This is a genomic window from Bartonella rattaustraliani AUST/NH4 (assembly GCF_000312565.1).
Lineage (GTDB): Bacteria > Pseudomonadota > Alphaproteobacteria > Rhizobiales > Rhizobiaceae > Bartonella > Bartonella rattaustraliani.
The window spans coordinates 21,437-41,148 of the sequence record NZ_CALW02000030.1; the positions used below are offsets into that span (position 1 = coordinate 21,437).

A 19,712-nucleotide genomic window follows, 5' to 3' on the forward strand; every position below is an offset into this window, starting at 1 on the left:
AAAGAGGTTTGAAATGAGAGAATCTTATGGGTATTCGGGGTTATGATTCAAGGCAAGAAACGACAATTTATTCTTATAAATCAATGTATTGTACTATTTTAAAATACCCTACCAAAAAGAAAATATTTTGTTTTTAACACACCAAAGAAGAGCGCATACTTATCCATGTGCCAAAGAATCAAACGCTCTCTCACGAATGGCGAATAAAGCGCCAAAGAACTTTTTCCTGAACTGCAGGACGGAAATACAAAACAATCTGTTGTGTACGTTGCGGACCTGTTAATTCAGCAAAATCAATGGAATCTTCAAGAAAAATATCAGCGTTAGGCGACATAAAATACCACACTTGCCCATCCTCCACAGATAAACACACGCGCCTGCCATCGTAATGAACTTCAACTTGCGGATGAAGATGAAACCGAACAGCAACCTTATTTTGTTCACTTTGCATGGCTGCCCGTTTCTTTGAGAATCCTTCTTTTGGCATGAAAAAGCGGTCAAACCCTTCAATCATTGCTCCATTTGTCGTTAAAACAAGACCGCGTTCGTGAATAAGATTAAAAGGTTGCACATAGCCATTATGGCTTGCAATAAAACCAATTTTTTCTGAATTTTCTACACGATGCACTTTAACTTCGCTGGGTCCCTCAAACAAAAGTAAAGCACCATTTTTCTTTTTTTTATAAAACATACCTACCGAACAATCATTAACCGTTGCCGTTGAATGTGCCGCGGTCACACGCCCTAAATGGCGATGCTCCTCACGCCCATAGGGGTTAACACCCATATTGATAATAAAGCGACTTCCCTGTGAAGACATTTCAAAAGACAAACATCCCGACCCAGCATGTTCGGCAACAGAGCGTGGTGGAAATTTCCCTGTATCGGCAAGCACTGTCGTTTGATTGGCTTGTAAACGTTGAAACCCTGAATAACGCGCATAACTAAAAGGATGCCCTGCAGTTTCATCAAGCTTTAAAAGTTCCGATAAGCATTTTGAAACAAGAGGACCAACACCATTAAAACGCGCCAATGTTTGATCTTCATGGATAAAAAACCGTAAAGCCGGCAACATACGCTCAACAGAATCAACAAGAGTACGTGGTGCCGTTTCATTGCTGTGCATAAAAAGATGACGTAAAGACAACAAATCCGATAACAAATTGAGCAAGATGATAGGACTACGCGAAATATGTCCACCATCCACCAAAATCTGCTGTGAAAGCTCCTCTATAAGAAAGCTTTGCACCTTTTTTTTCATTGTGGCAGAAATGGGCAAAGAAAGAGACGCAAATGTCAAAGCCACTGCAGCTTGCAAACGTTGGTCATTGTTTTCCATACTCCCAATCGTTGTATACAAATAACGAAACTGAAAACCAAGTGCACGTAAAAAGCGTTTTTCAAACCGCTCACTTGCCCCTTGCAACAACATTTTCGAATGACAAATCCACGAAATCAAACGCTGTGCAACAACCGGCGCACTCCAAGCAAGCCCCTTTATTCTTTTACCACCATGATCAAGCCAATCTATGAAGAGAGAACGTGCATGCGCAGCAGTCAAATCACTTTCGGCGGCTGTCATATGGCGCAACCAGTGGAAATTATGAAGAGCTATTTCCCATTCTAGCGTCGGGGGAACCAACGAAAAAGGGGAAAGAGCACCAGCATGAACAGTATGACCAGCAAAAGCAAAACGACCGTGATAAAATTCATGCGCCATGACTGGATCAGCCACATGCAAATCAACGGGATGTGCTAAAATTTTATGGGGACGAAATCCTGAAAACCGCCAACGAAACAAGGGGCCAACCCAAAGACGCCGTATCAATTGATGCGCCATATACATAAAATCTGATACCTTGACCTGAGGACCTTTTACCGCAATCGCCACAATTCATCTCCGTACATGCTGAATCATGCACAATCTCGACCATTTGCGTAAATGAACCGTTAATCAAACCACTTTCCGCAAGCGTGCAGCAAAAAAACCATCCATTCCTAAAAACATATTTTTTTCAGCTTCAACACTTTGACAGCAAAAATCCGCAGGCGTTGTGCGCAAAGTTCCCTTAACAGAAAGCAAATGCGCCAGCGCACCTATTTCTTGAGAAGAAATAGGCTCTAAAACAACATCCTTGCGTTCTAATAAAATTCTTTCAATGAGATCTTCACCTTCTTCTCTTGCCAATGAACAATTGGAAAAAACAATGCGCCCCCCTTTTTTCACCAAAGCAATTGCCACAACAAGCAAATCATATTGTAACGCTGCCAACTTGGTGACATCGCTCATCGATTTTGTCCACAAAATATCCGGATGACGCCGTATTGTGCCTGTAGAAGAACAAGGAGCATCAAGAAGAACGGCCTCAAAAGACTGTTCGGGATGAAAATTTCTCACATCACCTTGCCAAGTATGAACAAAGAAATGAAGACGCTCCATATTTTCCTTTAAACGCTTTATCCGATTGGCAGATATATCAACGGCCGTCACATCAGCACCTTGCAAAGCCAATTGCGCTGTTTTCCCCCCAGGGCTTGCACAAAGATCAGCAACCCGTTTTCCCTGAATATTGCCAAGCAAATAAGCGGGCAATGCCGCCGCAAAATCTTGAACCCACAAAGCCCCTTCCCTATAGCCTGGTAAATCAGAAACAGAACATTCCAAACGACTCAATCGAACAGAACCATTAGGCAGCACAACGCCTCCAAGCCGTTTAGCCCATTCCGCATTATCGGATTTGACTGTCAAATCAAGGGGAGGTTCAAGCGCTTGAACTTCTAAAATCTGTTCAGCCTTTTCTTTTCCATAAGTCGACACCAACAGCTTTCCAAACCATTCTGGAATTCCTTCAATGCTGGGAGCTTTTTGACGCAATACTTCCGCTTCGCGTGCAACATTCCGTAAAAGAGCATTGACCACCCCCGAAAACCGACGCATACGAGGATCAAGTTTTGCCACACGCACAGCTAAATCAATCGCAGCATGATCGGGAATATCAAGATAAAGAATTTGTGCCACACTCATATGTAAAAGATGCTGAAGTGAGAGTGCTTGTGAAGGTAAAGGACGTTTTAAAAAGCATGATAAAGCAGCGACAATCTGGCCCCGATGACGCAATGCTGCTGTCAAAATAGCGCGGCACAACAAACGGTCCCTCTGTGAAAACTCTAAATATTGTGGATGTCCATATTCATTATCTGTTAACCCTGAAAGAGATGCATGCTTATCAAGCACCGCCCCTAAAAGACGCACACAAACCCGCCGCACGCCTAATCCCGGAACATCTTTTTCGGACACACGCCCCGCTTTTTTATATTTCAAAGCAGCACCTTTATGCTTTCATTCCCTGAAAAATATTATGGCTGAGACCTTTTAGAATCATCATAACGAAGCCAAGAAGGGCGTTTCTTAACACGCTGAAAATCCCTTTGTTCCTGATAATCTGATCTCCTATTTTGTGCATAATAAGCCCAATTTTCATCATTTAAATTTCTTCTTTCTTCATGTAAATTACTCTCTTTCGCCCATTCCATACTCTTGACCATTTCCCCTTTCATCTCTTCCGCTTGTCGATAAAGAGCAGCAATACGATTTGCCGTCGCCGGATGTGTGGAAAAAAGATTATCAGCGCCTTTACCGCTCAAAGGATTGATAATAAACATATGAGCTGTTGCTGGATTATGCTCTGCCTCTTCATTATATTCTCTATATCCACCATCGGCAATTTTACGCAATGCTGACGCCAACCATAATGGATTTCCACAGATTTCAGCACCACGTCGATCAGCAGCATATTCCCGTGTGCGACTAATAGCCATTTGCACGAGCATAGCCGCAAAAGGTGCAACAAGCATCGCTATCAGCCCTCCAATTGCTCCTATACCATGAGAATGTTCAGAAGAATCACGCGTTCCACCCATAAAAAAAGCAAAGTTCCCAAGCATTGAAATGGCTCCTGCAATCGTTGCCGTCACCGTCATAGTCAACGTATCACGGTGCTCAATATGTGCGAGCTCATGCGCCATAACACCAGCGATTTCCTCTACACTTAACCGCTCTAATAATCCAGCACTTGCAGCAACAGCTGCATTTTGAGGATTGCGCCCCGTAGCAAAAGCATTAGGTTGCGCACTATCTAGAACATAAACTTTTGGTTGAGGAAGAGAAGCTTTCCTTGCTAGATCGCTTACAATCTTATAATAAACGGGTGAGGAGTGTTGATCAACTTCACGCGCACCATACATGCGCAGAACGATTTTATCCGAATTCCAATAAGAAAAAAAATTGAGACCACTTGCTATCAAAAGGGCAATGATCATACCACTGCCCCCTCCAACAAGATAACCAACTCCCATAAAAAGAGCGGTCATAAAAGCTAAAAGCATTGCTGTACGCATGATATTCATTACTCAAAAAACTCCATGATAAAATATAATCGATATTATATGATGGTGTTTTCTTTCTGCTTCTTCAATGGAATAGAGGTGTAAAATGGACAAAAAAGACGAAAAAATACACAAACAAAACGAAACCACGCACCAACAGCAACCCCTTTCTCCCGCAGCACAACGTGCGCTAAATGAAGCTGAAGAAAGGCGTAAAAATAAAACAAATGAAGAAAAGCCCGTAGAAAATGGTGGACGCGGCGGTAAAGACCCTTCACGCTATGGAGACTGGGAAATTAAAGGACGTGCCATTGATTTCTAAAAGGAAAAATATTGGCTTAAAAAGCAAATATCCTTTTAAAAAAGATCCGTTTTTACCTATAAAAAATGCAGAATAACTATTCTGCTTTATAAAAGCATATAAGCAATAAAACAAAAAAATCCCTTAAAAAGAGGCACGGTCGTAAAAAAAACCTCACGCTATGGAGACTGGGAAATGAAATACCGTGCCCTTAACTTTTATCAAAGACAAATGTTGGCTTTAAAAAGCAAAGACCTTTTTAAAAGAGATCCATTCTACCGATCAAAAATGTAAAATAACCCTTCTTCCCTCTCAACACTTCTTAAAAGCATCGTTAAGATTTCAGAATAATTATGCTTCTTCTGTTGCTGATTCTGCTGCAGCAGCTGCATCTTCTGCTGCTTGTTTTGCAGCAGCTATACGTTCTTGCGCCTTTTTTCCCGGTTCACCTTTGTGTGGATTATTGCGGGTTGGACGCTTTTTCAAACCAGCGGCATCCAAAAACCGTAACACACGGTCTGTTGGCTGCGCTCCTTGGCCAAGCCAATATTGAATACGCTCTTCATTAAGTTTTACACGCGAGCCATCCTTAGGCAACATTGGGTCCCATGCACCAACACGTTCAAGAAAACGTCCATCACGCGGACTACGAGCATCCGCAATAACAATGTGATAGTAAGGGCGCTTTTTTGAACCCCCACGGGACAAACGAATTTTTAATGCCATATTTTATCTCCTATATCAGTCTTGGCTCTCGTTTAAATTGAGTTACTTTGTTTTTGCTCTTCAGCGATCACCTCATGATGATACACAACTTCTGTAACAACAAACTTAAAAAATCTTTCAGCAAAATCGGGATCGAGTTGACTTTCTATAGCTAACTGCCGCAACCTAGCAACTTGACTTTGCTCACGCAAAGGATCAACTGTAGGCAGATCATAACGGGCTTTTAAACGCCCAACTTCTTTTGTACATCGAAAACGCTCTGCCAAAATATGAATCAACGTTGCATCAAAATTATCAATAGATGCCCGTAAATGCGCCAATTCATCCAATATTTTTTCCTGTCTCATGCTCTCTTCCCTCTTTATATCTCATTTCTTCTTAGGAGGCTGAGGAAAATTTTCTCTATTGGTAAGACCATGAGAAAGCCCAGGAAGAACGGGACCACGACCAGGAAGACCAGGGAGCACTCCTCCTCCATGCGCATTTCCCATTTGTTTTTGTAATACTGGCAATTTTTTTGGATCCAATCCCGACAAATCGGGCATAGTCTGAGAATCACCACCAGCAGCTCCCATACCGCCCAAACCCATCTTAGAGCCAAGTCCTCCTAGCATTTTTCCCATCAAACCGGCTTTGCCTTTGCCTCCTATAGCTTTGACCATATCAGCCATTTGGCGATGCATTTTTAAAAGCTTATTAATATCCGCAGCCGTCGTGCCCGATCCCTTGGCAATCCGCTGTTTACGACTATGTTTCAAAAGCTCTGGAGAAGCTCTCTCTAAAGGTGTCATTGATGAAATAATAGCCAATTGACGATTAAACAAACGATCATCAAGCCCCGCAGCAGCAATTTGATCTTTTACCTTACCCAAACCTGGCATCATTCCCATGATGCTGCCCATTCCTCCAAGTTTTTTCATCTTTTGCAATTGTTCTGCAAGGTCATTCAGATCGAACTTTCCAGCCTGCATTTTTTTTGCAAAAGCAGCAGCTTTCTCATGATCCATCGTTTCAGCAGCTTTTTCAACCAAAGAAACAATATCACCCATTCCAAGGATACGATCGGCAATACGACTGGGGTGAAACTCTTCCAAAGCATCTATTTTTTCACCAGTTCCAATTGCTTTAATGGGCTTTCCTGTAACAGCACGCATAGAAAGAGCCGCACCACCGCGGCCATCACTATCCATACGTGTTAAGATAATTCCTGTAATGCCCACACGCTCATCAAAAGAACGCGCAAGATGAACAGCATCTTGCCCAGTAAGACTATCAGCAACTAACATAATTTCATGAGGATTCGCACAAGCTTTAATTTCAGCCAATTCAAGCATTAAAGCTTCATCAATGTGGTTGCGCCCTGCGGTGTCAAGCATCAGCACATCATAACCACCCAATTTGGCCGCTTGTAGTGCACGTGTTGCAATATCGACAGGAGACTGCCCAGCAATAATAGGCAAGCTTGCAAGTTCTGCTTGTTCTCCTAATTGGCGCAGTTGTTCCTGTGCCGCAGGACGACGCGTATCTAACGATGCCATGAGAACTCTTTTATTATTTTTGTTTGTTAAACGCTTAGCCAACTTTGCGGTTGTCGTTGTTTTTCCCGAACCTTGCAAACCAATCATCATAATAACAACAGGCGCTGGTGCTTTTAAATCGCTTAGAATGCTTTCATTTCCAAGAATATTCACCAATTCGTCATGGACAATTTTAACAACCATCTGGCCTGGTTTAATTGATTTAACAATTTCAGCCCCAACGGCTTTTTCACGAACCCTATCCGTAAAAGAACGTGCAACATCAAGTGCAACATCGGCTTCCAATAAAGCGCGACGAATCTCGCGTAGCGCCGTTGCCACATCCTGATCTGACAAAGCACCACGCCCTGTCAAATGAGCCAGTATGGAACCAAGCCGTTCTTGTAAGGATTCAAACATTACTCACCTCATTGCTACATAACAAAAAAACCAAAATGGCACCCGAGGACGCATCGCGTTGTCGGGTGTTGACCTCTGAGATCTCTTTATACCCTTTTTGGGGTCTCAGTCAGCGGCTCCAAGTCAATTCTGTTACTGAAAGCTCACTCTTTCAAACAATAAAAGCCTCTCTTTGTCAAGGTTTATCATACAATACCTTCAAAAAGACAAGAAATTAAGAGGCTTTTTAGCTCTCATCCTCAACACGTACAAAGCGACCTGTTTCTTGCTCTAAGCTCCATAATTCACCACTTGAAATATCAAACCAAACCCCATGTAATGTCAAAATACCCTGAACTCTCCGTACCTTGATCCACGGAAATGTTTCTAAATTTCTCAAGGAATGATGGATAGAAAGCTGTTCTAACGCGACCTGCTGTTCTGGCACACTCAAGGATTTATTCCCAACAATTTCTCGCACTGCCGGCGCTAAAAGGCTAATCCATTGACCAATAAAATCATTTGACGATAAAGACTTGTGTACCCCCTTAAAAGCAGCACTTACTCCCCCACAATGGGCATGACCAAAAACAACGATATGCTTAACTTCAAGCAATTGCACGGCATATTCAATAGCTGATGAGGTTGCATGATATTGATTATCAGGAGAAAAAGGAGGGACCAAATTTGCCACATTACGCAAAGTAAAAATTTCACCTGGTTTAGCATCAAAAATTGTTTCTGGTATTGCCCGCGAATCACAACAAGCAATCACCAAAGTTTCAGGCTTTTGTCCTTCAATCGCTAATTGCTGATAACGTTCTGTTTTATAAGCAAAATTATTTCTTAAAAAGGTTTGATAACCGTTTAAAAGTCTTGCAGGTAAACGCGTCATTCTTTATTTACTTTCATTTTTAAAAACAAACTATTAACATAAACACTAAAAATATCCTGAATCATAGATACGCGACATTTCCTCACAAGTGTAGATTATGACTATAAAAAGGAAAGAAACGACGTTATTCTCCCAAAAATAAATAACTATTCCCACCTAAAATAAGGTGCTACATTGAAGAAAAGATCATAAAAACTTGTTTTTATAAAATATAAAAAGAACAGCAAGAGAAAAAAGGGACAATCACTGTGTTAAAACAACAAAAGTCAGAGAGTAAAAGCAATCAAAAGGAAATAGAACAAATTCTTTTTGCGCATACAGATAAAGAAGATATTGTCTATTATGAAAAAAAAGAACTTCAAAAAGCCACCACCACCGCCATTGATGCTTTCAATCTTCATAAGACAGGCAAAACAACCATCTGCTTCGAACAAAATTTAACACGAAGTGACAAGCCTATAACGGTTATTACGCTTGTCAACGATAACAAACCATTCCTTCTTGATTCCATTTTAAATGTTTTTAATCAGCATAAAAACCACATCTATTTAATTGCACACCCTGTTCTTGAACGGGACTCGGGACAACGCATTAGCTTGATGCAAATCCATATTGAGCCCTTAAATAAACAACAGATCAAAAAACTGAAAGACGAACTGAATTTGGTTCTTGAGCAGGTCAATGCCGCTGTACAAGATTGGCAACCTATGCTTGAAGAAGTCAAAAAGCATATTCATACCTATCAAACAAGCCTCCCCACCCAATACAAACAAGAGGGCGAAAAAGCCATTGAGTTTCTTCATTGGCTGATGAACGATAATTTCATCTTCCTTGGAATGCGCACTTATAATTTCATTAAAGACCAAAAACCCACAAAATCCTTTACAACAAGCAATATTGAACTGGGGATTCTCACCGATGCCTCTATTCGTATTATTGCCGATGCGAACGTTGAAGAACCTCCCAAAGAAATCCTTTCTTTTATGGAAAATGATAACCTCTTTATTGTAACAAAAGCCAACAGCCGTTCAAAAGTGCATCGTTCTGTTTGGCTTGATTATGTTGGTTTTAAAATCTTTGATAAAGAAGACAAGCTGTGTGGAGAATTACGCATTGTAGGACTGTTTACCTCCTCAGCTTATACGCGCTCTATTTTGCAAATCCCTTTTTTAAAAGAAAAAGCCCAAATCATTATTCAACAACTCGGATACAATCGCACTGACTATTCTGGAAAAGCACTCCTTAGTGTTTTAGAAACCTATCCAAGAGATGAAATGTTTCGCTCTGACATTGAGACATTAACAGAAAATGCCAAACTGATCCTGCAACTCGATGAGCGTCCACGTTTGCGTGTACTTGCTCATACGGATTCTTTTGGGCGCTTTGTCTCTCTCCTTGTTTATATCCCCCGTGACCAATATAGCAGCAACATTCGCGAAAAAGTTGGTGAATATTTTGTTGAGCTCTATAATGGTGATTTTTTTGAATCCTATCCGCTCTTTTTGGAAAGCACCCTTACGCGGGTCCATTACATCATCCATCGCAAAGGAAGTGAAAGTGCTCCTCTTATTGAGCGCACCACGCTTGAGCAGCATGTGCGTTCTATTGCACGAAGTTGGGAAGAATCTGTTCAAACCATAGCCCTCAGCCGCAAGATAACAGAGCAACAAACACGCTTGGCCAGCCAGTTTCCCAACAGCTATCGTGATTTATTTTCAGCTGAAAATGCCATTGAAGATGCCGGATATATTCTAAGTCTTCACAATAAAAAACCGCTTTTTGTGACTTTTGACAACACACATAACAAAGAAAAACAAAATATTTCTCTCCGACTTTTTCACCGCCATGAAGCCCTTGCCCTTTCCAAACGCGTACCACTCTTAGAAAATATGGGATTCCGAGTCATTGCTGAACAAACACTTAAATTGCCAGATGACAATGGAGATTCTGTATATCTTCATGACATGCAACTAGAAAGCGCTTTCCAACTGTGCATTGATTTCAATAAAAACGGTCAAAAACATGCAGAAACATTTGAGGCAATTTGGTCCCAAGATGCTGATAATGATGCCTTTAATGCTCTCACCCAAACAGCTGAATTAAATTGGCGTGAAATTGTTATTTTGCGCCATTATGGACGCTATCTCCAACAAGCTGGCATTCCTTATTCACAAGACCGTGTTGCCCAAACTTTAAATGTTTATCCTGACATTGCTAAAGATCTTTATGCTTTGTTTCATTTGAAGTTTCATCAAAGCTATACAGAAAAAGAGCGGAAAGAAAATCAAAAGATCATTGAAAAACACATTGAAGAAAAATTACAAACGGTATCAGGTTTAGATGATGATCTCATCTTACGCCGTTATCGTAATCTTATCGAGGCAAGTTTACGAACAAACGCTTTTATCCCTCTTGCAGATGGTAGCCCACGGCGTATTTTAGCAACCAAGTTGGATCCACGCCAAATTGAAGGCTTGCCTGAACCACGTCCTTATCGAGAAATTTTTGTTTACGGACCAGAAGTAGAAGGGGTTCATTTACGCTTTGGTTCTATCGCCCGTGGCGGAATTCGCTGGTCTGATCGTGCACTCGATTATCGTACAGAAGTGCTCAGCTTAGTCAAAGCCCAACAAGTCAAAAATGCTGTTATCGTTCCTGTCGGTGCAAAGGGTGGATTTTATCCTCATCGCCTTCCCCAAACCAACGATCGTGCTATCATTATAGAAGCAGCACGACAAGCTTACATTGACTTTATCACAGCCTTGCTCTCCCTTACAGACAATCTGGTGAGTGGTAAAATAAGCCCTCCTCACGATATCATCTGTCATGATGAACATGACCCTTATTTTGTTGTCGCTGCCGATAAAGGTACAGCAACATTTTCTGATACCGCCAACACCATCAGCCAAGCGAACCACTTTTGGCTTGATGATGCTTTTGCCTCTGGAGGTTCAGCGGGCTATGACCATAAAGCCATTGGCATTACAGCAAAAGGTGCGTGGGAAGCCGTTAAAAGGCATTTTAGAGAATCATTTAATCACGATATTCAAACAACCCCTTTTACCTGTGTGGGTGTTGGTGACATGTCTGGCGATGTTTTTGGCAATGGAATGCTTCTTTCCAAACAAACAAAACTTGTCGCTGCCTTTGATCACCGTGACATTTTTATCGACCCAAACCCACACATAGCTGAAAGCTATGCAGAACGTATGCGCCTCTTTAAACTTCCCCGTTCAAGTTGGCAGGATTACGACAAAACAAAACTCTCAAAGGGCGGTGGTATTTTTTCACGCACAATGAAAACGATCACTCTTTCACCCGAAGCAGCACAGTCCATTGGCTTTGAAAAACAAACAGGAACCCCTTTTGAAATTATTTCTGCAATTCTCAAAGCACCTGTTGACCTTTTATGGTTTGGCGGCATTGGAACTTATATCCGTGCAACAACAGAAACCGATGCCCAAGTAAGAGACCATGCAAATGATGCAATCCGCATTACTGGTGAACAAGTGCGTGCCAAAATTATTGGTGAAGGCGCTAATCTTGGTGTTACACAACGTGGTCGGATTGAATATGTCTTAAATGGTGGACGATGCAATACAGATGCCATTGATAATTCTGCAGGTGTTAATTGTTCAGATATCGAGGTCAATATCAAAATCGTTCTGGCCTCAGCACTGCGTGCAAAAACGCTTACCCGTGAAGCACGCAATGAGCTCTTGAAAAAAATGACTTCACAAGTTGAACAATTGGTTTTGCGTAACAATTATTTGCAACCTCTCGCTCTTTCATTAGCTGAAAACCAAAGTATTATTGATTTACCTTATCAAATGCGCTTTATGCATGATTTAGAACAGAAAAATCTTCTCGATCGTAGAGTTGAAATTCTTCCTGATGAGCAAATCTTGCGGCAAAGAATGACACAAGGTCAGGGGTTATTGCGTCCAGAGCTTGCCGTTATTTTAGCATATGCAAAATTAACGCTAAAAGAAGAAATCGCCCACAGCTCTCTTATTGACGATCATTATTTTGATGCACTCTTGTTGCATTATTTTCCAACGCAAATTCAAGAAAACTTTGAGAAAGAAATTATTCATCATCAGTTGCGTCGTCATATTATTGCAACGCTACTTGCCAATGATATTGTAAATCGCGGGGGACCTACTTTTGTTAGCCGTCTAAAAGATGCAACAGAGCAAAAAATTGAAGATGTTATTCGCGTTTTCATTGCGCTGTGCGATGGTTTTGAAATAGCTAAACTGTCTCATCAAATTGATAAACTTGATAATAAAATACCCGGTTTTGTCCAAAATAAGTTCTACGCAGCCATTACCTCCATGCTCTTTGAGACAACAAATTGGGGGTTATGCAATATGGACCTTTCTGTCCCATTAGAAGAACTTGTAAAAACAATAAAACAAGCTCGTACAGTTATTGAAAAATTACTCTCATATTCCAACGATAACGATATCAATCAAAAAATAAAAGAAAAAACAATATGTTATAGCGAAGACGGAGCGCCCAAAACTTTAGCACAACAATTGGCTCTCTTAGAAACTGCTCCAATAATTTGTGATATTTCTTTGATTGCAAAACAGAGTAACAGCGACCTTATTAAAACCGCAGAGATCTATTTCTCACTTGCTCAAACGATTCGTATCAACCGTCTTAATGAAGCAAGTCGAACAGTTCCTGTCCTTGATTATTATGATAGTATGGCCTTAAACCAAGCAAAAGAAAATATTGCCAAAAGCTTACGAACAATTGTTCTCAAAATCCTGAAAAATTATGGAACAAAAGAAGAGTCCTTCGCAGCTTGGAAAAAAACGAAAGAAGATCAGATTGACAGTGTAACAAACCGTATCGGTTCTCTCATTGAAAATGATCTCAACATTTCTCGTTTTACCTTTGCTGCAGGGTTGATTGCACAACTTTAACACTTTAATCTTTGAGACTTAGAGCGAAACAAGATAGCCAAATTAAAAAAATACACCGCACCCACCCATAGAACGAACAAGGGTGGGAGACGGGTGTCAATCTTGCACGCATATTGTCAAAATACATCTCAAAGATAGCACACAAGGTAAAAAGAAGAGTCCTTCGCAGCTTAAAAGAAAACGAAAGAAGACCAGATTAACAATGTAACAAACCGCACCAGTTTTCTCTTTTGAAAATGAGCTCAACATTTCTCGTTTTATCTTTGGATCAAATATTAATTAATAACGATTATTTGTCGTTATCAAGCCTGAATCATAGCCCCGAATCCCCATAAGATTCTCTCATTTCAAATTTATTTATATTGAGTCAATTTTGTTCTCTTGGCTTTACACTATCAGCGGGCTTAGCGTGAAGGTAAAACTATAGAAGATAGAAAGAAATATGCCTCTCATAAACCCCCTTCGTGCAAGAGCTGTCACAATATTGCAGCAGGGTTTATGACACAACTTTAACACTTCAATCTTTGATATATTCCTATCTTTTAGACTTAGAGTGGTGCAAGGTGACCAAGTTTTAAGAAACCTAATTTTACCTGTCCATGGTTAATCAACAAAGGTAAAATCGGGTAGCCATCTGCACTTCTAGGCATAAGATCTAAAACAAACAATAAAGCTTGTACATTGTTAGCTTTCTCTGGGAAAAAGCGTTGCATGGTCGTAAGTAACTTTGTGTGTTGTACCAAGACAAGTTCAAATTCTGCAGTCAAATATCCTTCATCATCAAAAGAAAAAGGCCCACTAACACGCACCCCACCTCCTGTATGAAAAGTTAATTCGCTATATTTTAAAAAACCACTTTTCCCATATAAACGCCGTTTCCAACTCTCCCCCCCATTTTTAAACAGATGAAACACATTATTGAAAGTCCATTTCAAGTTGCCATCAACTTTCGGAAAATCAATAAAATAAGGCGCAAAAAACAGTGAAGCATCAAAATCATCGAAAATGATATGTCCTGAAAAATGATTCTTTTCTTGTTTAAGATCAAGCCGTAAAAATTCTGCCGCTATTTTTTGCAGCGCATTCTCTTTACCAAAAAAACGCGCATTATTTAACGAAGCTCCCCCCACGTCCGGAGTCTTTTTTAAAAATACTTTCCCTTCAATATTATCTTGCCTTATCTCTTGATTTTTCGTCTGTGATCCCAATTTTTCTAGAAATTTCTGATCTTCAAGAGAGGAAGCCATGGAAGAAGCTTCAAACCCTTCAGCCATCAATTTAAATGTCTTACCCATTTTCCAAGGTTCTGTTTCAATCACCATCTTGCGCCAATGCAACACAATAGGCTTTTTTTCAGAAAAAATAATTGATGCAGGAGAATGAACATTAAACTCTAGCCACCGAGGTACATAAATTGGTGCATCAACCCTCAAACGCCCCGTTGACAAAGAAAATCCACGCAAAGGCCAAGAAAACTGAAATTGATCACAAGCAATACCGATACGTAACGGATAACCATTCTTGCGGAGTTGCTCACACACAACTGTCATATTATAAGCAGAGGCCTTTGCAAAAAGACCAGAAATACGGTCTTCTATTTTATGTGAAAAAAAAACCAGAATGCGCTATAAATAAAAACCAGAAAAAGGCAAAACAACCCACAAAGCAGGTAGCACAAAGAAAGACTTTTCTGTATTGATTTCAATGGAGCCGATAGAGACAAAATGAAAACTTTCCTTATTTTATGATAATGATGAGAACTTTTAACCCTCACGCACGGATGACGGGCACACAAAAGATTTGTTGCAATGCATTTTCAAACCATTGGCCCAAAGCCTGATCATAAATTAAACGACCTTTTAAATGTGTGGAAGCGGGTTGAGCACCTTTTTCAGTCAATTTATGTGCTGAACGTACCAATAAACGTCTCATCATAGCACGTGTGAACTCTGCATGAAATTGCAAACCCCATGCATTTTTTCCATAACGAAAAGCTTGTGTAGGATACGTTTGACCTGTTGCCAAAAGTTCTACCTCTTTAGGGAGATCATAAATGCCTTCATCATGAAAATGGTACACCATTTCTGGCCAATGCATCAATGCTTTTCCCTGTGGAGTAACTTCAAGTGGATACCAGCCAACTTCAACAGTTCCATCACTTCTTGTATCAACACATCCTCCTAGATTTCGTGCTAACATCTGCGCCCCAAGACAAATACCCAAAAAAGGCTTATTCTCTTTCAACGACAAAGAAATCCAATCAATTTCTTCACTAATATATGCTTCTTTGTCATTAACACTCATCGGTCCCCCTAGAATGACAACACCAGCATAATACTTCAATGTATCGGGGAGTTTTTGTCCCAAAATAGGTCGGTACACATCAAGAACAAAGCCCCTTTGTTGCAAAATTTTTCCCAAACGACCCGTATAGGTAGACCGGCGATGCGTCACAACTGCAATTCTTGGTTTGCTCTTTATTTGCTTTTTACCAAAACATCTTTGATTTAAAAACATTTTTTAACCAATCACTTTGAAAACCAAGTAAAGTTTTATCTCTCAAGCGCAAGAAAAGAATTTTGGCAAACAATATTTACTTCGTTCAAATTTAAAAAACAATTCTGCCTATCCACGAATCATTCATATTAAGACTTCTCTTTAAAACAGTCGAAATTTCTTCTTCGATACGTTTTCCCCCTCTTCTTCTGTTTTAACCCCTGGATCATCAACATTTAAGTGCGTCTGCCTTAACGTGTTTATATCTTGTTTTTCTGTCTTCACATTATGTAAAAGAGAATTTTTTATAGGAAGATCTTTTTCAAGCTTCTTATCTTCAACATCAGTGCCTTTCCCCATATTATCCTCTTTATCTCGTTTTTTTGGCACAATATAGGCACTCTCTGTAATATGAGTCGCTTCTAATGTAAAGGGAGGCACACGAGGCGGTGCTTTCCATTCAAAGCAACCCAAACGTCCACTTATTGGGGAAACCGCTAACCAAGAAGGAAAAATGGCACCATCACACATCCACACAGGATCACGTTCAGCACGAAGTGCCAAGGAAAGCCATTGACGCACTGCCCCCTGATTATTTCCCTGAGCCTCTTCAATATCCGCCAACAAGAGATAAACACTTTCTCGCGGATGATATTGCAGTGCTTTTTGTGCCTGTTCTTTTGCGAGTATCACTTCACCAGCATCCAGAGCAGCTTTAGCCATAAGAAAAGCCGATTCAAATGTGTCTTTATTATAAGAAGCAAGTGTTTTTGCCCTTTTCAACCGCAAAACAGCGCCTTCTTCTTTTTCAAGATAAAGTACCCCTAAGTCAGGGTGAGGTTCTTTCTGCCAAGCTGCAATAATCATTTTATCCGCTTTCCGCGTTTCATTTAATTTATAAAGGATATCAGCAGCAATCACGATTATCGGCACAAAATCAGGCTTTAATTTCTGTGCCTTCAAAATATCTGCACGTGCTCTTGCAGGATGTGTCTCAAACAAATGCAGGGCTTGCCCACTTAACAGTAAAGCCTGTGTATGTTGAGACTCTACCGTTGAACGTTTTGAACGTGGTAAAGTTTTTTGTGCGCGTTCAAAAACAGCAAGTGCTTTATCCCACTGCCCGCTTACACTCAAATGCTCAAGCACAGCTTTATGCGCCCATGAAAGTGCTGGTGATAAAGCCAAGGCTTCTTCTGCATATTGCCATGCGGCTTCATAGGCTTTGTTTTTTATAGCCTCACGAAACAAACCGTGAAGCCCAGCTAATTTTGTTGATGTTTCCTTTCTCATTTCCTCATAAAGGTTGATGGCAGAAACAGAATTATTTTGCAAAGATAAGGTTTGCGCTTGTAAAAGTTTCACCAACGGCTCATATGTGTTTGAAAGATATTTATCGGCGCGCGCACCCATTTGTTGCGCCACAACACCATCGCCTGCAAAAACGGCAAGAATCCCTTTTGAGAGAGCTTCATAACCGCGCTTTTTATGGCGCTTATAAAAATAATTGGAAAGAGTATGAGGCACAGAAAAAAGAATATGCAAAAACCATCCTAAAAGCGCTAAAGTTCCCAAAAACAAAATAAGCACACTTAAAACAGTAAGCAATGAAACCGAAAACCGAAAGTGCAAAAATGTTAAGACCAAAATACCATTGTAATGCGCAACCCATCCAAACACTAAACCAAGCGCACATACAACAAAACTATAAATAAAAACACGTATCATCTTCAGCCTATTTACATTTTTGTTGCCTTAAAAGATTCTTGTTGCACAGAGACCAACAATTTCTGAAGAAACTGATGAATAGCCATATGTGTTTCAAGCTGATGAACAAAACCCTGTGAAACATCTTTTGCATTTTGGGGCAATGTTTGCCATTCGCTCAAAGCCTTTTCGTAATCCCCTGCTTGGATAGCAACTTCCATCCGTGCCGCAATTGCTCCTAGTGTCATACCTTCAACATTTCCAATTGGTCGTGAAACAACAAGCCCTTTTATCCACATGAAAACTTTGTCAAAAAAACCAGCATTTGAGGCAACACGATTTTGTGTAGCAACGATTGTATCTGCAACATGTGCAAAATCCGCTGCAAGTTGTGCTAAATTTGGAAGACCTACAGCGGCTGTCTTTTGCAATAAATCAAACCCCTTCATTGAAGGTAAGAGTTGCTGTAACAGCTTTAATTCCTCACTATAAGACCCACCACGTTCTATGGCATTTTTCAACGAACTAATTGCAATAAAGAGAGCGGTATTTGTTTCTTTTTTCTCATTGCTTTTCGCAACCATTTCTTCTTGCATAGTCTCTAACCGTTGCTTTAACAAAGCAAGAGCATTTGCATTGTTTTGCCCAACGGATAAAGCTGTTTCTATCTCTTTTGAAACTTCCACAAAAGCCTGTACAGATTCTTCAAGATCTCTGACTTTTTCTTCTAAAACAGTAAAAGATCTTCTCACCTCTTTTTGCGATTTTTCATCATTTTGCAATGTTTCAAGCTGTCGTGATGAAAAAGAAGAAAGCTTTGTTTTCAATGCCTCAATTTCTTGAAGGGCACGCCCTAATTGCTCCATTGTTTCTTTACTTTGGTCTTTTGCTGTTTCAGCAATTTGCAAAGCTCTTTCCCCTCCAACGTTATTTTCCACAGAAGAAGGAAGAAAGCCCCCCCCATTGAAGCCCTATAAAAATGCCTAAAGCAATAAGAGCACCCAAAATTCCTGAAAGAAGCAAGTAAAGCCAAACCATATGAGGCATACATTGTTTTTTTGTGCTTTGCTCAACCTGTTTTTCTATTGCCTCCAACTTCGCTGAATTTTGCGCTATTTTTTCTGAATCCTGATTCACAGCTTCCTGTTCAATCACAGGCTTTTTACGACGATTACCAGAATAATGGGATTTTACTTTTTCTTTTGCAGAATTTACCATTTTAGCCACTTTTTGCGCACAATTTTTTTCCCACGATAAAATAACAAAATGAAAAAAGCTTTAAAAAATAAAGAATTTCTCAAATAACGTAGTTTATTTTAAACTCTGTTTACGAAGAATAGAACATCACTAAAATTTTTAACACAGCATCTTTATCGGCAAATTAAGAGCAATGATAGACTTTATTGCAAAATAATTTAAAATATACGAATCTTTTATACTCAAAAATACAGCTGCATTTTTCATCAATAGAGCCATTATATTTAAGAGAATATGCTAAGATGCATTTTTTAATAGAGGAATCAATGACAAGAGAAGTTCTTCGCATCCTTACCTATCCGTGGTACCCAGTTAAGGAATCTTTAACGTAAGGTCTTGTTTGAAATGCGCCTGTTGGGAATAGAAACAAGCTGTGATGAAACTGCTGCTGCCGTTGTTGAACACAACAATGAGGGAAAGAGTCGTATTCTTTCCAATATTGTTTGGAGCCAAATTGATCATCACGCACCTTACGGCGGTGTTGTTCCGGAAATTGCCGCCCGTGCCCATGTTGAAATTCTTGATAGTTTAATTCTGAAAGCTTTGACAGAAGCAAACACGAAGTTAAAAGAGATTGACGCCATTGCAGCCACAAGTGGTCCTGGTTTGATCGGAGGACTTTTGGTCGGTATTATGAGTGCAAAGGCGCTCTCTCTTGCCACAGGAAAGCCTTTTATTGCTGTCAATCACCTAGAAGGACATGCCTTAACAGCCGTACTCACGCATAATGTCCATTTTCCTTATTTACTGCTCTTGGTCTCAGGGGGGCATACCCAAACAATCCTTGTGCACGGAGTGGGAAACTACCAACGCTTAGGAACCACCATTGATGATGCCTTGGGAGAGGCTTTTGATAAAACAGCAAAACTCTTAGGCCTTCCTTATCCTGGAGGTCCAGCCCTTGAAAAAGCTGCTTTATTAGGTGATAAAAATCGTATCCCTCTTCCTCGCCCTTTAAAAGGCGAAAAACGGCTGGATTTTTCTTTTTCAGGCCTCAAAACTGCTGTTCGACAGGCAGCAACCGCTATGGCTCCTCTTACAGAAGTTGATGTAGCTGACATTGCAGCAAGCTTTCAAGCAGCCGTGACAGA

At 40.3% G+C, this 19,712-nt stretch carries 13 protein-coding genes and 1 pseudogene; 3 read left to right on the plus strand and 11 right to left on the minus strand.

Annotated features, from left to right (window positions below; genetic code table 11):
• Positions 1-190: 190 nt before the first annotated feature.
• The 3 genes from BN67_RS04555 to htpX all read right to left on the minus strand — a co-directional run bounded on the left by BN67_RS04555 (position 191) and on the right by htpX (position 4,407).
• Positions 191-1,891 (minus strand): heparinase II/III family protein, encoded by a 1,701-nt coding sequence (locus tag BN67_RS04555; protein ID WP_019222962.1) that lies wholly within the window; start codon positions 1,889-1,891, stop codon positions 191-193.
• Between the two features lie 63 nt (positions 1,892-1,954).
• A complete protein-coding gene (locus tag BN67_RS04560) occupies positions 1,955-3,322 on the minus strand; it encodes an RsmB/NOP family class I SAM-dependent RNA methyltransferase (protein ID WP_019222963.1) in 1,368 nt (455 codons plus the stop codon).
• Between the two features lie 35 nt (positions 3,323-3,357).
• The gene (gene htpX, locus BN67_RS04565) at positions 3,358-4,407 is read right to left on the minus strand and encodes a zinc metalloprotease HtpX (protein WP_019222964.1); all 1,050 of its coding nucleotides are present in this window, start codon (positions 4,405-4,407) and stop codon (positions 3,358-3,360) included.
• Between the two features lie 85 nt (positions 4,408-4,492).
• Here htpX and BN67_RS04570 point away from each other — a divergent pair, with 85 nt between their 5' ends.
• Positions 4,493-4,708 carry a DUF1674 domain-containing protein gene (locus BN67_RS04570; protein WP_019222965.1) on the plus strand — a complete coding sequence of 72 codons (216 nt, stop codon included), beginning with the start codon at positions 4,493-4,495 and terminating at the stop codon, positions 4,706-4,708.
• A 330-nt stretch (positions 4,709-5,038) separates the two neighbouring features.
• Here the strand turns inward: BN67_RS04570 and rpsP are convergent, their stop codons facing one another.
• The 4 genes from rpsP to BN67_RS04595 all read right to left on the minus strand — a co-directional run bounded on the left by rpsP (position 5,039) and on the right by BN67_RS04595 (position 8,224).
• Positions 5,039-5,413, minus strand: a complete 375-nt coding sequence (gene rpsP, locus BN67_RS04580) for a 30S ribosomal protein S16 (RefSeq protein WP_019222966.1) — start codon at positions 5,411-5,413, stop codon at positions 5,039-5,041.
• A 32-nt stretch (positions 5,414-5,445) separates the two neighbouring features.
• Positions 5,446-5,760, minus strand: a complete 315-nt coding sequence (locus BN67_RS04585) for a chorismate mutase (RefSeq protein WP_019222967.1) — start codon at positions 5,758-5,760, stop codon at positions 5,446-5,448.
• A gap of 21 nt (positions 5,761-5,781) precedes the next feature.
• The gene (gene ffh / locus BN67_RS04590) at positions 5,782-7,350 is read right to left on the minus strand and encodes a signal recognition particle protein (protein WP_019222968.1); all 1,569 of its coding nucleotides are present in this window, start codon (positions 7,348-7,350) and stop codon (positions 5,782-5,784) included.
• A gap of 226 nt (positions 7,351-7,576) precedes the next feature.
• The gene (locus tag BN67_RS04595; RefSeq protein WP_019222969.1) at positions 7,577-8,224 is read right to left on the minus strand and encodes a carbonic anhydrase; all 648 of its coding nucleotides are present in this window, start codon (positions 8,222-8,224) and stop codon (positions 7,577-7,579) included.
• Positions 8,225-8,472: 248 nt separating this feature from the next.
• Here BN67_RS04595 and BN67_RS04600 point away from each other — a divergent pair, with 248 nt between their 5' ends.
• Positions 8,473-13,161, plus strand: a complete 4,689-nt coding sequence (locus tag BN67_RS04600) for an NAD-glutamate dehydrogenase (RefSeq protein WP_019222970.1) — start codon at positions 8,473-8,475, stop codon at positions 13,159-13,161.
• Positions 13,162-13,709: 548 nt separating this feature from the next.
• Here BN67_RS04600 and BN67_RS04605 read toward each other — a convergent pair.
• From BN67_RS04605 to BN67_RS12655, 4 genes and pseudogenes are all read right to left on the minus strand, one after another.
• Entirely contained in the window at positions 13,710-14,711 is a 1,002-nt protein-coding gene (locus BN67_RS04605; protein WP_019222971.1) for a DUF2125 domain-containing protein, read from the minus strand.
• Positions 14,712-14,931: 220 nt separating this feature from the next.
• A complete protein-coding gene (locus BN67_RS04615) occupies positions 14,932-15,678 on the minus strand; it encodes a glutamine amidotransferase (protein WP_019222973.1) in 747 nt (248 codons plus the stop codon).
• A gap of 141 nt (positions 15,679-15,819) precedes the next feature.
• The gene (locus BN67_RS04620; RefSeq protein ID WP_019222974.1) at positions 15,820-17,385 is read right to left on the minus strand and encodes a heme biosynthesis protein HemY; all 1,566 of its coding nucleotides are present in this window, start codon (positions 17,383-17,385) and stop codon (positions 15,820-15,822) included.
• An 11-nt stretch (positions 17,386-17,396) separates the two neighbouring features.
• Positions 17,397-18,582, minus strand: a pseudogene (locus BN67_RS12655) (COG4223 family protein).
• Positions 18,583-18,966: 384 nt separating this feature from the next.
• Between BN67_RS12655 and tsaD the strand changes: the two are divergent.
• A partial coding sequence (tsaD, locus tag BN67_RS04630; protein WP_019222975.1) for a tRNA (adenosine(37)-N6)-threonylcarbamoyltransferase complex transferase subunit TsaD occupies positions 18,967-19,712 on the plus strand: 746 nt, incomplete at its 3' end.